The organism is Trinickia sp. (assembly GCF_057351765.1).
Genome location: NZ_JBMRBK010000079.1, coordinates 1 through 14,486, shown reverse-complemented (window position 1 = coordinate 14,486; position 14,486 = coordinate 1). Strand labels below are relative to the sequence as shown.

Annotated in this window: 12 protein-coding genes; 4 read left to right on the top strand and 8 right to left on the bottom strand. The window is 63.5% G+C overall.

Annotated features, from left to right (window positions below; all coding sequences use genetic code 11):
• The first annotated feature begins 228 nt into the window (after positions 1 to 228).
• Together ACO1XS_RS22050 and ACO1XS_RS22045 are read left to right on the top strand one after the other, a co-directional pair.
• Entirely contained in the window at positions 229 to 1,545 is a 1,317-nt protein-coding gene (locus tag ACO1XS_RS22050) for an MFS transporter (protein WP_486391710.1), read from the top strand.
• An 85-nt stretch (positions 1,546 to 1,630) separates the two neighbouring features.
• Positions 1,631 to 2,878 carry a citrate/2-methylcitrate synthase gene (locus tag ACO1XS_RS22045; RefSeq protein ID WP_331568987.1) on the top strand — a complete coding sequence of 416 codons (1,248 nt, stop codon included), beginning with the start codon at positions 1,631 to 1,633 and terminating at the stop codon, positions 2,876 to 2,878.
• 23 nt (positions 2,879 to 2,901) lie between these two features.
• Here ACO1XS_RS22045 and ACO1XS_RS22040 read toward each other — a convergent pair whose 3' ends face one another.
• The 3 genes from ACO1XS_RS22040 to ACO1XS_RS22030 are packed head-to-tail and all read right to left on the bottom strand — an operon-like array spanning position 2,902 to position 5,721.
• Complete coding sequence (locus tag ACO1XS_RS22040) at positions 2,902 to 3,672, bottom strand: beta/alpha barrel domain-containing protein (RefSeq protein ID WP_486391709.1); 771 nt, start codon at positions 3,670 to 3,672, stop codon at positions 2,902 to 2,904.
• Positions 3,581 to 4,606, bottom strand: a complete 1,026-nt coding sequence (gene pdxA / locus ACO1XS_RS22035) for a 4-hydroxythreonine-4-phosphate dehydrogenase PdxA (protein WP_331568991.1) — start codon at positions 4,604 to 4,606, stop codon at positions 3,581 to 3,583. The genes ACO1XS_RS22040 and pdxA overlap by 92 nt, the downstream gene beginning before the upstream one ends.
• Positions 4,603 to 5,721 carry a four-carbon acid sugar kinase family protein gene (locus ACO1XS_RS22030; protein WP_486391708.1) on the bottom strand — a complete coding sequence of 373 codons (1,119 nt, stop codon included), beginning with the start codon at positions 5,719 to 5,721 and terminating at the stop codon, positions 4,603 to 4,605. The genes pdxA and ACO1XS_RS22030 overlap by 4 nt, the downstream gene beginning before the upstream one ends.
• Positions 5,722 to 5,808: 87 nt before the next feature.
• Here ACO1XS_RS22030 and pdxR point away from each other — a divergent pair, with 87 nt between their 5' ends.
• Entirely contained in the window at positions 5,809 to 7,320 is a 1,512-nt protein-coding gene (pdxR, locus tag ACO1XS_RS22025) for a MocR-like pyridoxine biosynthesis transcription factor PdxR (protein WP_486391707.1), read from the top strand.
• Here pdxR and ACO1XS_RS22020 read toward each other — a convergent pair.
• The 4 genes from ACO1XS_RS22020 to ACO1XS_RS22005 form a co-directional block, all read right to left on the bottom strand.
• Entirely contained in the window at positions 7,302 to 8,486 is a 1,185-nt protein-coding gene (locus tag ACO1XS_RS22020) for a M20 aminoacylase family protein (RefSeq protein ID WP_414720219.1), read from the bottom strand. The two genes, pdxR and ACO1XS_RS22020, sit on opposite strands and share 19 nt — an antisense overlap.
• 68 nt (positions 8,487 to 8,554) lie before the next feature.
• Complete coding sequence (locus tag ACO1XS_RS22015; protein WP_486391706.1) at positions 8,555 to 10,012, bottom strand: aldehyde dehydrogenase family protein; 1,458 nt, start codon at positions 10,010 to 10,012, stop codon at positions 8,555 to 8,557.
• Positions 10,009 to 11,283, bottom strand: coding sequence for an NAD(P)/FAD-dependent oxidoreductase (locus tag ACO1XS_RS22010; protein ID WP_486391705.1), 1,275 nt, complete (start codon positions 11,281 to 11,283; stop codon positions 10,009 to 10,011). Before ACO1XS_RS22010 ends, ACO1XS_RS22015 begins: the two co-directional genes overlap by 4 nt.
• Positions 11,284 to 11,366: 83 nt before the next feature.
• A complete protein-coding gene (locus ACO1XS_RS22005) occupies positions 11,367 to 12,170 on the bottom strand; it encodes a GNAT family N-acetyltransferase (protein WP_414720221.1) in 804 nt (267 codons plus the stop codon).
• Between the two features lie 265 nt (positions 12,171 to 12,435).
• Between ACO1XS_RS22005 and ACO1XS_RS22000 the strand changes: the two genes are divergently transcribed.
• The gene (locus ACO1XS_RS22000) at positions 12,436 to 13,356 is read left to right on the top strand and encodes a LysR substrate-binding domain-containing protein (protein ID WP_331569004.1); all 921 of its coding nucleotides are present in this window, start codon (positions 12,436 to 12,438) and stop codon (positions 13,354 to 13,356) included.
• A gap of 55 nt (positions 13,357 to 13,411) precedes the next feature.
• On the opposite strand, the gene ACO1XS_RS21995 is transcribed toward ACO1XS_RS22000, so the two are convergent.
• Positions 13,412 to 14,486: NAD(P)/FAD-dependent oxidoreductase (locus ACO1XS_RS21995; protein WP_486391704.1), on the bottom strand; the 1,075-nt coding region annotated here is incomplete at its 5' end.

Genomic DNA, 14,486 nt, shown 5'->3' with positions numbered 1-14,486 from the left:
CCAGTCCGGACGGGGACTTTGATATTGATTGAAAGAATCAAGATTGCTTGCGAATCGCCGCCGCGCAATGCTCTTTGCATGTTCAACGAACTGAAGACGAGGTCGGGAAAATGCAGGCAGAGAAAAAAGTCGCGGCGGTGACGGGCGCCGGCAGACGCGGCTGACCCGACGAACGTCCGCGCACACGGCAACCGCGCGGGCCCATCAATCAGGAGATAGGAGACGACATTGAAAACCGCAGAAGAGCAGGTTTCGGTCATGTGCGAGCTCGACGCGCACGCAAGTATCGCAAGAAGATCGAGGGTGCGCTACGGCGTGCTCTCGATGCTGCTGGTGGCCACTATCCTCAACTACGTCGACCGCTCGGCGCTCGGCATCGTCGCGCCCGCGCTGTCGAAGGATCTCGCGCTCACCCGCGTGCAGATGGGCGAGCTGTTCGCCGTGTTCGGCCTCGCCTACTCGCTTGCGCTGCTGCCCGCAGGCGTGCTCGCCGACATGCTCGGATCCCGCATCGCGTATGCGCTGTCGCTCGTCGGCTGGTCGCTGGCGACGCTGACGCAAGGGCTCGCGCACGGCTACCACATGCTGCTTGGATCACGCCTGGCGATGGGGGCGCTCGAGGCGCCCGCGTTTCCGTCGAATGCGCGCGCGGTGACGATGTGGTTCCCGGTCCAGGAACGCGGCTTCGCGACGAGCGTGTACGTGATGGGCCAATACGTGGGCACGCCGCTCTTCACCGGACTGCTGCTATGGATTTCGTCGGCGTTCGGCTGGCGTGCCGTCTTCTTCGCGACGGGCACGTTCGGCATCGTGCTCAGCGTCGTCTGGTATCGGCTTTATCGCGATCCGTCGCGGCATCGCAACGTCAATGCGGCTGAGCTGCAGTACATCACCGAAGGGCGTCCCGTGGTGACCGCGCGCGATCGATTCGACTGGCGCATGGCGCTGCGCCTGCTCGGCTACCGGCAGATCCTCGCGATCTGTCTCGGCAAGTTCTGCAACAACACGCTACTGGTGTTCTTCACGACCTGGTTCATGACCTATCTGGTGGAGGAGCGGCACATGTCGATGATCAAGGTCGGTTTCTTCCAAGCGATGCCTTTCATCGGCGCGACGTTGGGAATCCTGATCGCCGGCTATCTGTCCGATCTTTGCATCCGGCGCGGGGTGTCCATGTCGTCGTCGCGCAAGGCGCCGCTCGTGATCGGCACCTTCCTCGGCGCATCCATCGTGCTCGTCAACTGCGTGCATTCGAATGCGCTGGTGATTGCTATCCTGACCGTCGCGTTCTTTGCACAGGGCATCGGTTCGATGTCTTGGGCGGCCGTGTCAGAGATCGCGCCGAAACGCTATGTCGGGCTCACCAGCAGCATCACGAGCCTCGCCGCGAATATCGCAGCGATCACTACGCCGCTGATGATTGGCTATGTCACGCAGCGTACCGGCAACTTTTTCTGGGCGCTGAACCTGATGGGTGCGATCTGCCTCCTCGGCACACTGTCGTACTCGGTGCTGCTCGGCAAGCTATCGCGTATCGAGCTCTGAGCCGCTCGCCGTGACATTCAACCGAACCCGGTCTATAGTCGGCGCAAGCGGCCGGGCGCCGACCGCATCGCCATCGCAACTCACCATGCAGAACTGGATCACCCTGACGGAGGCGGCGCGGCGGCTCGGCGTGCGGGCGCAGACCATCTATGCGTACGCGAGCCGCGGCAGCATCGCCGTGATGCAGGATCCCGACGATCCGCGCAAGAGCCTGTATCGCGCGGAGGACGTGATCGCGCTGTGCCGCAAGAAACAGGTCGGCCGCAAGCGCGCGGCGCTGGCAGCCAGCACGATCTTCGGCGCCGAGCCGTGTATTTACAGCGGCATCACCACGTTTTCCAAAGGCCGCGCGTGGTATCGCGGCCGCGACAGCATTCAGCTTGCCGATACGGCGACGCTCGAGGAAACGGCTGCCCTGCTCTGGCAGGCCACAACGCCCGTGTCGTTCGACGCGCCCGCGGTCGCGCTGCCGCCCGGCGAGCGCGATCGGCAATGCGCGTTCACGATGCTCGCGATGCTGGCCGCGCACGGCCACTCGACGCTCGGCCGACTCGACCGCGCGTTGCACACCGAGGCCGGACAGCTCGTCGCGATCGTGTCGCGCGCGTTCGGCGCGCATGACGATGCCAGTGCAAGCCCGCTCCGGATCCATCAGCGGCTCGCGGCCGGCTGGGGCCTCGACAGCCGTAGTGCGGACCTGCTGCGCCGCGCGATGGTGCTGGTCACCGATCACGAGATCACGAGTTCAGCATTCGCCGCGCGCATCACCGCATCGACCGGCGCGTCACTCGCGGGCTGTCTGCTGACGGGGCTCACAACGTTGTCGGGCCCGCTGCACGGCGACGCGTCGGGACGCGTGCGCGCGGTATTCGACGACGTGCAACGATTAGGCGCCGCGTGTGTGGTCGATCATCACCTGAAGTCCGCGATCCCGATTCCCGGTTTCGGCCATCATCTTTACCCCGACGGCGATCCGCGCGCGGCCGCGTTGCTCGCGCGGCTCGGTCCACCGGCGGAACTGGCGCACTTCATCGACAAGGTCACGACGCTCACCGGCCAGCGGCCGACCATCGACGTCGCCCTTGCGATGCTGTCGGTGCAACTTCAGTTGCCGCGCGATGCGGCGTTCGGATTGTTCGCGATCGCGCGAAGCGTCGGGCTTCTCGCACACTGCATCGAGCAACTGCGCGTGGGCAAGGTGATCCGACCGCGCAGCCGCTATACGGGGCCGGCGCTCGACGAGCGGCATCTGCGGCCCGACGCGGAGGACGACGGCAAATTGCCGAAAGCCAGTGTGATTGAGAAGAATCGGGTATTCAAGATAGTGGAGTAACACTACCTAGCCCCGCTCGACCGCTACGCGGTCACGCCTTCGATCTGGAAGATCGTGTCGATCTGCGCCGACAGGCGTCGGTCGACGAAGGCTTGCTGAAAAAGCGCGCTGCCGACAGTGAAGCCCCAGGTGTTCGCGTGAATCATCGCTTTCACACGTGTTTCGCGGTCGATGCTGCCTGCGGCAATCACGGGCACGGCGACCGCGTCGACAACACGTCTTGTCAGCTCGGCCGGATCGTCCTTGCCGGCAAACCGGTACGCAAGCAAGTCAAGACCATGCACACCGGGCATCGATGCGATGCGGCGCGCGTCCTCGACAATTTCGTTCATCGTCCCTTCGAGCACGGTCGGATGACCAACAGTGCGGCCGGCGAACGGAAAATACCGGATTGCCGAGCCACGCAGTAGCGGCAGCGCGTCTTCAACGTGGCGGCCGCCAAGCAGGTAGTCGACTCCGATCTCGAGCGACGCGTCGATCGATTCCAGCTCTGCTTCGCGGCTCGTTGCGACGACTTCCAGCATGACTTTGCGGCCATCGGCGCGGATGCGCCGGGCGAGCTCCTTCAAGTCTCTTATGGGCAAGCCGACATCCTTGAAGCCGACATAGCGGACGGGGCTGTCACGCAGGCTGTCGTAGGTTGCAATCGCGTCGCTGACGGTCGCGTCGTTTTCGGTCAACATCAGGATGAAGTGGGACACATCAAGCTCCGGTAGACAATGGGTGCTTCGCCCGCGATTGGACGAACTGGTGAGCGGTCTGGAGGGCAATCTGTAGGCTGGCTGGATCGGCAATGCCCTGTCCTGCAATGTCGAAGGCCGTGCCGTGGTCGGGGCTCGTACGCACGAAAGGCAGGCCAACGGTGATGTTCACGCCGTCCTCCACGCCGGCGAGCTTGACCGGTATGAGGCCCTGGTCGTGATACTGCGCTACCACGATGTCGAACCGGCCGCGGCGGGCGTTCATGAATACAGTGTCGCCGGGCCACGGGCCGCTGGCGTCGATGCCTTCGTTCCGCGCAAGTTCGATCGCGGGCGCGATGATGTCGATATCCTCACGCCCGAAAAGGCCTCCTTCACCCGCGTGCGGGTTGAGGCCGGCGACCGCCACGCGGGGACGCTCGATGCCGAGCTCACGCATCGCGCGATCGGCGAGCCGGATGATGCGCAGTTCGGTTTCCACGGACAGCTTCGCGACAGCATCGAGCATGGAGCAGTGAACCGTCACGAGGATCGTACGCAGCGTCGGGTTGACGAGCATCATCGCGTAGTCACGCGTGCCCGAGAGGTCCGCGAGCATTTCAGTGTGACCTGGATAAGGCACGTTTGCGGCGGCGAGCGCTTCCTTGTGGATCGGCGCCGTGCAGATGCCGGCGATTTCGCCCCGAACTGCGAGATCGATAGCTGTACGGATCGCGCCGAATGCGGCCTGACCGGCAGCGGCATTCACTGCGCCAACGGGCAAATCGGGCGGTAGTGCGTTCGCGCCAGGCACCTGCAAGACATCAAGCGCGCCAGGCTGCGGTTCGATTTCGGCGACCGAGGTGACCTCTCTTATCGCCAGATCCAGGCGGAGTGCCGTGGCTTGGCGCCGTAACACACCCGTATCGCCGATCACGAACGACGGGTGCTCGGCGATGAACGCGGCGTTGGCAAATGTCTTGACGATGATCTCCGGCCCGATGCCTGCGGCGTCCCCCATCGTGACGGCTATTGGTTTCTGCTTCATGGTTTTGCTCCGGTCAGTGTGTGGATGCAAGTCACCAAGGCGTCGTCGTCTCCGAAACCACCGGCTTTCGTGATCAAGGGAAATCGACCCTTCGCGGTTCGAACTTCGGCTAATGGCACGCCCGGCATGATTTCGCGGCACACGCGCAACGACACTACCGGCAGCGCGTCGATGATGCGCCGCGCGGTTTCCCCACCGGTCACAACGAGCCCGTCGCAGGCGCCGCTGCTAATGGCATTCACGGCGTGCGTCACGACATCGCGCAACACCGCTTGCGGCACGCTGCTGATCGGCGAACGCGCTTCCTCGGTGGCCAGTACGTCTATTGCGCATTGCGCTCGAGCGACCGCGAGTTGCCGCCGCGATCGCGGATTGAGGCTGCCCACGACAAGCCACGGCCGACCGGCAGACAGCGCAGGCGCGACTGCGTAATCGGGGCAGCCCGCGCGTACGTCCGGCGCACCACCAGCGCGCGAGAGCACGCGTGCGAGACCGCGCAGCAGCCCTGTCGATCCCGCCAGCAGCAGATCGGGCTGCCTCGCAAATGTCGTCACGATTGCATCGAGGTCCGCTTCGGTGCGCGCATCGACCACCACGGCGTCGTCCACCTCCAGCAGCGCGCGGGCGTGCGCCGCGTCGCGCGCGACCTTCATCTCGATTTGATGCGCGCGAAACAATGCCGGGATCCTGGATTCCCGTACCGGCAGTACGGGATCGTGTCGGAATGCCGTTTCGTGCACGGGCACGCCGTCTACTCGTACGGCGCCCTCCTCGACCGTACGCCCGGCGGACGGAAACGCCGGCGCGACGAGCAGCTTGCGCCGGCCAGAGGCGGCAAGTGCCGTCAAGCAATCGCGCGCGACTCGGCCACGCAATGTCGAATCGAACTGGAGGACAAGTACGTCCGCGTCGTGCCACGCGCGCGCGGCCGTTGCGACAGCGTCGTGGTCGAGCGCCGGGGGGTATTCGCGGGAATCCGTGTCGAAGCTGACGACCGCCGCCGTCGCGGTGCTGTCGGGACGGACGAGCACGGCTGTCTCCCAGCCACGCTCCGCGAAGCAGGCCGTGCCGTCTAGCGCACTTGTGAAGTCGTCGGTGATGATGCGGATGCGCATGGCGATTCCGTGATATTGTTGGTTCGCCAATTTTGTCGATTTACGCGGGATTCTCAAGAACCAAAGTCGAATCAGTTTGGATCATTTATGGTTGCGGACCGTTCATCCAGGCAGGCGCTGCCGGCCCTGATCGCCCTCGAACTGAAGCGGGACTCGGGCGTGCCGATTTTCAGGCAGATTGCACGGCAACTGCGCGAAAAGATCGTCAGCCACGCGCTGCCGGCCCGCGCGCGGTTGCCGCCCAGCCGCGAACTTTCTGCGCAACTGGGGGTGGCGCGCAACTGTGTCGTCGACGCCTATGATGAGTTGATCGCCGAAGGCATTCTTGATGGGCGCGGGCGTCATGGCACATTTGTCGTCGCAAATGTACCCGCAGTCCGCAGGGCCGCGATGGGGGCGAGTCGGGCGCCATCGCTGCTGCGTCGTATCGCCGCCGATGCACAAGCTGCGCCTGAACGAGCGGCGAGTACGCGCCTCGACTGGCGTCCCGGACAGTCGAGCGCCCGCACCCTGCCGCTTGATGTATGGCGCAATGCCTGCCGTGAAGCGGGACGGAAGTTGCCGCCCGAAGGCTATGGCGATCCCGGCGGGGAGCCGGGGCTCAGGCGCGCGATCGGTAAATGGCTATTCGAACACCGATCGGTCAACGTAGACCCCGAGCAGATCGTCATTACGCACGGCACCGGCCACGCGCTTCAGCTGGTCGCACAGGCGCTGCTGCGTCGCGGCGACTTGTGTGCAACAGAAGACCCGGGCTACGCCGGCGCAACATCGGCGTTCCTGCGATCGGGCGCATCGTTGCGCTTCGTGCCCGTGGACGCGGAAGGCATAGTCGTCGACCGGATTGTCGAAGATGACGCAGTCCCTGCCCTTGTTCATCTCACCCCGGCCCATCAGTACCCGATGGGGGGACGTCTGTCGGGGCCAAGGCGCCGGGCGCTGGTCGAACTCGCGCGCAAGCGCGGGATGCTGATGATCGAGAACGAATACGACTGCGAGTTCCACTACGCGGGAACGAATCATCCGCCGATTTTCAGCCATGCGCCGGAAAGCACGCTGCTGGTCAATACTTTCGCGAAGGCGGTCAGCCCTTCCCTTCGGCTCGGGTTCATCGTCGCGCCGCCGTGCGCAGCCGCCGCGCTGGTTGCGCGCGTCGAGCGCGAGCGCACGCATGTATCGTGGCCCGTGCAGAAGATCGTCGAAACGTTGCTCCTATCGGGGGAGCTGGATCGGCATTTGCGCAGGGTGCGGCGGCATTATGGGGCGATGCGCGATGCCATACGCGAACGGCTGACCCCATACGCCGACGTGATCACCCTAGGGGGCGACGAGGGAGGCCTGCATGTGGTCGTGTCAGGAGAGAACGATGCGTTCGACCGTGATTTGCGAGCCGCCCTGCGATCGAAGGGCGTCGTGTTCGACGACGTTCGCGATTTCACGAAGCTCGAACCCAATGCGCGCGGTTTTCTGCTCGGATATGGGCATATGGACTGGGAAGCGCTGACAGCATCGCTGAATCTGCTCGAGATCTGTATCAAGCAAATCGGACGTCGCGGTCATTTGCGAAAGAGTGCCAGGCGCTATACCGCACCGAAATAATGCTGCGCCAAAGCAACCCAATATCGGACGCCGGCAGGAATGATGTCGTCGTTGAAGTCGTACTTCGGGTGATGTAGCGATCGGGCGGCCGCGCCCGGCGTAGCGTTACCGATCAGCACATAAGCGCCCGGCCGTTCTTCGAGCATGAAGCCGAAGTCTTCCGATGTCATGTTCGAAGGAATGTGATTGTCGAGGCGCTCGCTGCCGAACGTCTCGCGAATAACCGTTTCACAGAGCGCAGTTTCGGCCGGCGTGTTGATCGTTGCCGGGTAGTATTGGAAAAACGTCACCTCGACTTGGGCGCCATAGGCCGAGGCCAGTCCTTGGCACATCAGCTCGATGTCGCGCTGTAGCCTTTGTTGCAGAGTCGACGACAGCGTGCGAATCGTGCCGCGCAACTCGGCGCTGTCCGGAATGACGTTGTCTGTATCGCCTGCGTGGAACATGCAGACCGAAATCACAGCGGGATCGACAGGATCCTTGTGCCGCGCCGCGATGGTCTGACATTGGAGCACCATCGAACAGGCGAGCGGTATCGGATCGAGACCCAGGTGCGGTTGAGCCGCATGCGCCCCTTTGCCTGTTACCGTGATTCTGAAGCGGGACCCAGCGGCCATGATCGGGCCGGTGCGCAACCCGAAACGCCCGGCCGGCAAACCCGGCCAGTTGTGCATGCCGAATACCGCTTCCGTCGGACATCGCTCGAACAAGCCGTCATCGATCATCTTCCGTGCGCCCGCGCCCCCTTCCTCTCCAGGCTGAAACACGAAATGAACCGTGCCGGGCAACTGCGGCAATTGCTTCAGGACACGGGCGGCGCCCAGCAGCATGACGGTATGCCCGTCGTGTCCGCAGGCATGCATGACTCCGTTCGCACACGAGGCGTGCGCGAAGTCATTGGCCTCCTGGATCGGCAACGCATCGAGGTCCGCGCGCAGCACGATGCCACGATGCGGGTCGGCGCCGGGCAGGCTCCCGACCACGCCGGTCCCGCCCAGCCCGCGCAACACCGCATAGCCGAGCGATTCGAGCTCACGTGCGACGACGTCTGCCGTCCTGCGTTCCTCGAATCGCAGTTCGGGATGGGCATGCAGGTCGCGGCGCAACTTCGCCCAATGCGCATGATGCGCGTCCAACGAAGTCTCGACCGTTGCGGAGGTATTCAATTTCGGCACCTTTAGAAAGCGAATAGAGTCGACGCTGGCATGTTATCGCGTCGGGTATCGTAGCCGTTTCAATCGTAGAACCCGAGGATCGACTTCACTTCCATGTACTCTTCCATGCCTTCCATCCCGTACTCTCGACCATTGCCGGACTGCTTGTACCCGCCGAATGGCGCTTGCGGGTCCCACGCCGGATAGTTCAGATGCACCTGGCCCGAACGAATGCGCGCTGCGACCGCTTGCAACAGTGCCTTGTCTGCGCCTTGAACATGTGCGCCGAGCCCATAAACCGTGTCGTTCGCGACCGAGATCGCTTCTTCGACCGAGTCGTAGGGAAGGATGGCAATGACCGGGCCGAAGATCTCCTCCTGCGCAATCCTCATCTTTGTACCCACTTCGGAAAAGATCGTTGGCTGTGCGTAGAACCCCCTGCTCAGGCCGGCCGGCCTCCCTGGTCCACCGACGAGCAACAGAGCGCGTTCGTCGATGCCGGCTTCGATCATCTCCTGCACCCTGCCGAACTGCGCACGATTGGCCAACGGACCGTGTGTCGTCGCGTCGGCGAACGGATCGCCAACGATCATCTGTTCCGTTGCTGCGACAGCCAACGCTTCGACCTGTCGCAACACGCCACGCGGCACGATCATCCGCGTCGGCGCGCTGCACGACTGACCCATGTTCCGAAACGCGGCAGCAACGCCCAGCGAGACAGCACGCGGCAGATCCGCATCGGGCAGCACGACGTTCGGCGACTTGCCGCCGAGCTCCTGCGCCACACGTTTGACCGTCGGCGCAGCTGCCTGCGCAACCAGGATGCCCGCACGCGTCGAGCCGGTGATCGACACCATATCGACTTGCGGGTGTGACGCCAGTAACGTACCGACCTCCGGGCCGGTGCCACTCACGAGGTTAAAAACGCCCGCGGGAACACCAGCGTCCGCGATGACTTCAGCAAATAGCAAAGCGCTCAGCGGCGAGAATTCACTAGGTTTAAGTACCACTGTGCAGCCGGCTGCGAGTGCCGGCCCGACCTTCGCCGTAATCTGATAGATCGGCCAGTTCCAGGGCGTGATCAGCGCGCAGACGCCGATCGGCTCGCGTACGACCGCGGTCGTCCCCCTTTGCTTCCTGAACGGATAGCTGGCCAGATTGTCGCGCGCGACGCGAATATGTTCGGCTGCAAGCGGCACATGTGCGGCGCGCGCATAGCTGATGGGCGCGCCCATTTCCGTCGACAACGCAGCGGCGAACAGTTCGGCGCGCTCCAGCATCAGCGCATGAACCCGGTCGAGCAGCGCAGCACGTTCTTGCGGCGAACTTGCCGACCAAGCCGCGAAAGCCTTACGCGCGGCGAGGACTGCCCGCTCGGCGTCGCGCGCGTTGCCAAGTGCGATCTCGCACACTGCGTCCTCGGTGGACGGCGAGATAACGGCGATTCGATCGCTACGATCGGAGGCAGTCCACTCGCCGTCGATGTACAACCGGTCGAGCCGTCCTGCTTGCATCAGATGACGAACAGGTGAAGTCATTGCAGCGTGTCCTTGATTCGATACCATGCCCCAACGAACGGCAAAAACCACGGCTTGCCAAAGTGGCCGGGGATGGCAGGCCAGTCGAAGTCTTTCCACGGATTCAGATCGACGCGTCCGTCCATGATCTCCGCCATCAGCGTGCCCATCAACGTGGCCATGTGCGTGCCATGGCCACTATAGCCCATCGAGTAATAGATACCGTCACGCTGGCCCGCGCGCGGCAGGCGGTTGGCGGTCATGTCGACCATGCCGCCCCAGCAATAGTCGATGCGCGCGTTCGCCAATTCGGGGAACACCGTGGCCATCTGCTGTCGCAAGATCAGCCCGCTCTTTTCGTCGGAGCGCGGGTTCGATGTCGCGAAACGTGCGCGTCCGCCAAAGAGCATCCGGTTATCGGGCGTTACACGAAAGAAATTGACGAAGTTCTTGGTGTCGGTCGCCATCCGGCGCGTGGGCAGCAACCGGTCGATCAGGTCCACCGGCAAAGGCTCGGTGACGATGATGAACGCCCCGACCGGCACGATTCTTCGCCGAATCCACGCGAACGGTCCCACCTGCGAGATGCCGCTCGCCAGGAGCACCTGCGGTGCGCGGATCGATGCGCGCGGCGTCCGCACGATGTAGCCCCGAGGTTCCCGCTGCAACCCCAGTACTGTCGCCCGCTCGAGAACATGGGCGCCACGCGCTTGCGCAGCTCTCGCGAGACCACGAACATAACGACCGACGTGCATCCCGGCGCTCTTCTCGAAGATCAACCCGCCGTGATAACGGTCGGAGCCAATCTCGTCACGAAGCTGCGCCTTTGTCACAAGGCGCGTATCAGGGTCCACGCTCGCGGCAAGCAACGCCTGACTTCTCGCAAGCTTATCGAAGTGCTCCGGCTTCGCCGCGAGCTTCAGCTTTCCTCTGCGAACAAAATCGCAATCGATCGACTCTTCGCTGACCAGCCTCTCGACCATGTCGACACCCGAGTCGAACGCGAGATAGAGCCGGTTGGCCAATTCCGTACCGATCCGCTGCGAGAGTGAAGCGTAATCCTGCGCGAAGCCGTTGTTGCACATGCCGCCGTTGCGGCCCGACGCGGCCTGTCCCACGGTACCTGCTTCGCAGACGATGACGCGCGCGCCTTTTTTGGCGAGCGCCAAGGCCGCCGCCGAGCCGGTGATGCCGCCGCCCACCACGACCACGTCGCAACTTCCGCCGTCCATGTCAGGCGAGTTGCTGACGAATGGCTCGGACGTATCGAGCCAGTAAGAACCGAAATGCATGACAAACTCCAAAGCGGCCGGGCGCGTGCTCATACCCGACACTATGCGTGCAAGCGGCAGATAAGCCGGTCCGTACTGAACGTCTAAAGCATGGCTTGACTGACCAATGCGTACAAGCGGCAAGCGCGATCGGGTGCGCCAACATGTTCGCGGGCAGGCGCATTGAGAACCATCTTCGAGCAGATGTCCACGCGCTGCAGTCCCTGTTCGCTCAGCCAATCGCTCAAACCTGTTTCCGAGGGCACGTCGATACGGACGAATTCGCCCTCTCGTCCGGTCAGCCAGTAGCCGATCAAGGCTTTTGCGCGCGCGTCGTCATGCGAACGAATCGCTACCACAGGGCCGATCACGTGCCCCCGGCCAAAGCGCCGCAACACCGAGAATCCGACGATCTCGCCATCGCGTTCGAGTACGACGCTTTCCCCGCGCTCGAGCACTGCGGACAACAGCGCATGGCGCTCGAGGCCCGAGGCGCGCGAAGCCAGTTCAACGAGGCAGGGAAAGTCGGCAGGGATCCCAGTGCGCAGTCGCTCGCCGTCGAGCAACGCAACGGGGAGAGGTTTACCGACATTCCCTTGATGTTGCTCCAACGATCCACATACGCTGAAGCCGAGCTTTTCGTAGAGCGGCCGACCGGCCAGCGTCGCGTGCAGGAATGTGATACGTGGCCCTAACTCTTCGAGGACGATCTCCATCAGCTTGCGGCCGATACCGCGGCCCTGGTGCGCCGACGACACGATGACGTGACCGAGCGAGGCACGGTCGGCGCCGAACTTCCAGCACATCGCAGTACCAATGACGACACCTCGCTCTTCGGCCACGAACGCTATCGCCGTGTTGGCGGAAAACTGCCAGTCTTCCGGCCTATATGGCCAGCCCAGTGCCATCGAGAGCGCGTGAGCCGCGGGTACGTCGCCCGGAGCGAACTTGCGATACCGAAGATCCGCGGCCGAGGCCGAGCTGTTCGCGAAGGAATCGTGTTTCACTAATCTCCCCTACTGAATGTTTCCGTTTCGCCGGAAGCGCAACTACTCGCGGCGACACTGCAGCAACCATCGAGTGACGCTGTTGGCAAGCCGGTGCCACGTACTATAGAAAAAATTATTTTTATCGTGTTTAATCTCCAATGAATCCATCGTTAACGGGCCCTTAATGCTTCAACTTGAAGACATGCAGCTGCTGCGCGCGCTCGGCGTATCCCACTCACTTGCCGCAGCAGCGAGGTTGTTAGACCTGACGCCGCCCGCGGTCACGGTACGTCTTCAGCGCATCGAGGAGCGGATGGGGGTGAGTCTTGCCACGCGCGCAGCCAGAGGTTTCTCGCTCACTGACGAAGGACAGCGCCTTGTTCAGGAAGCCATCGAGATCCTGGAGCGGATCGAGTCTATTCCGTCACGCGTCTCCGGAGCGTCCGCTGGTGTAAGTGGTCATTTGCGCGTCGTGGCTCCATTCGGATTCGGCAGGGAATATGTCGCGCCGCTCGTCCGCGGCCTGCATCGCTCACACCCCAATCTGGCGATTTCGCTAATTTTGGTCGAAAGTCCGCTCGCGTCTGCGTCGGGCGCCGACGCGGTCGTTTCGATCGGCCACATCAAAGGCTCTTCCTGGGTGGGACATTTCCTGGCGCCAAACGACCGCATTCTTTGCGCAGGCCCCGCCCTTGCGCGTTCGCTGTCAAAGCTCAAGCATCCCTCCGAACTTACCCGGCACCCTTACCTGACCTTGCGAGAAAACGATGAAGACGTGACGCGTCTGCGTTTTGCTCAGCACGATGCTGCAGGCAAACGCATCGGCAAGGGCGTGACGGTCCGCTTGAGCAGCGCGTTGTCTTCGAACGATGGCACCGTCGTCAGGGACTGGGCCGTCGACGGCCTCGGCGTTGTCGCGCGATCCGAATGGGATTGCGCGCGGCTGATCGCGGAGGGGAAACTGAAGCGCATTTTGCCGGCATGGCACCTCGAACCTGCACCGGTCATGGCCCTGACGCCCACGCGCCAAGGCCTGACCATTCGTCAGCGTGTGTTCCTGGAAGCCGCGAAGCGAGCCTTCAACCCCGTGCCCTGGCGCGGTTGAATCAATCAGGCGCCGCCTGGCGCCACGGATGCATTGCTCCGCGTCCCTGTGCCATCTAAAAGTCGGCGACCTTGCCCCATGCAGACGAGGCGAATCGGCTCGGTCGATACGGTGTGGGGTCCACGATGGGCTCCGCACCGGTGGCGAGATCGGCGATCAGGTGGCCTGCGCCAGGGCTTATCCCGAAGCCGTGCCCGGAAAAGCCCGCTGCCAGGATCAATCCCGGTACGCCCGGTACTTCGCCAATTCCCGGAACACCGTCCGGCGTGCTGTCGACGAAGCCGGCCCATGCATGGGTAATCTTCGCGTCGCGTAGTTCGGGCAACAGTTCGATGGCGCGGCGATGCGTTTCGGCGACCGTCGCGCGATCGGGCTTCGGATCGAGGATGCGCACTCGTTCCATAGGCGTCGGCGCATCGAGCCGCCAGCGTTTCAGCGTTTCGTGGCCGCCTCGAACGCCCTCGAGTCCCCCGGGCAGAAGGCTGCGCCAGCGCGCGGCGAACATCGGCAGGAATTGCGGCGCGAAACGCAGAAATTGGCCCGTCACATCGACGCGCGCTCGCCCGCTGATGGCCAGCGCGTAGCGTCCGTCGTTTCGGCGAGTAATCGAAACGCCGGAGGTGAACAGCGCATCGGGCAAACGATGTTCCACAGGGGAGACGCTGAGGATCGATTGGCGAATCGATGCTTGCGGAAAACGGATGCCGAGCTGTCTGCAGAACGACGACGCCCAGGCGCCACCCGCAAGCACCACAGTCCGGGTCTTGATGACGCCGGCTTCGGTGACGACACCGCTGACGCGCCCACCCTCCAGTTCGACGCCACGGGCCGCGCACGCCTGGATGACACTGCCGCCTAACTTAATGAGCGCAGCTGCCACGGCCGGCGCGGCCTTGCCGGGGTCGGCCGTGCCGTCGGTGGGCGAAAAGACGCCGCCTTTCCAGGTCCGCCCGGTCAGTCGCCCACGCTCGGTAGCCTGCCGGCTGTCCAGCATGTAAGTTGTCACGCCCGCGGTCTTCGCAAAGTCGCCCCAACTGGCCCAACGGGACAATTCGGCGTCGTCATTGCTGAGGTACAGCAGCCCACACCGATGAAAGCCCGTGTCTTCGCCCGTTTCGATCGCAAATCGT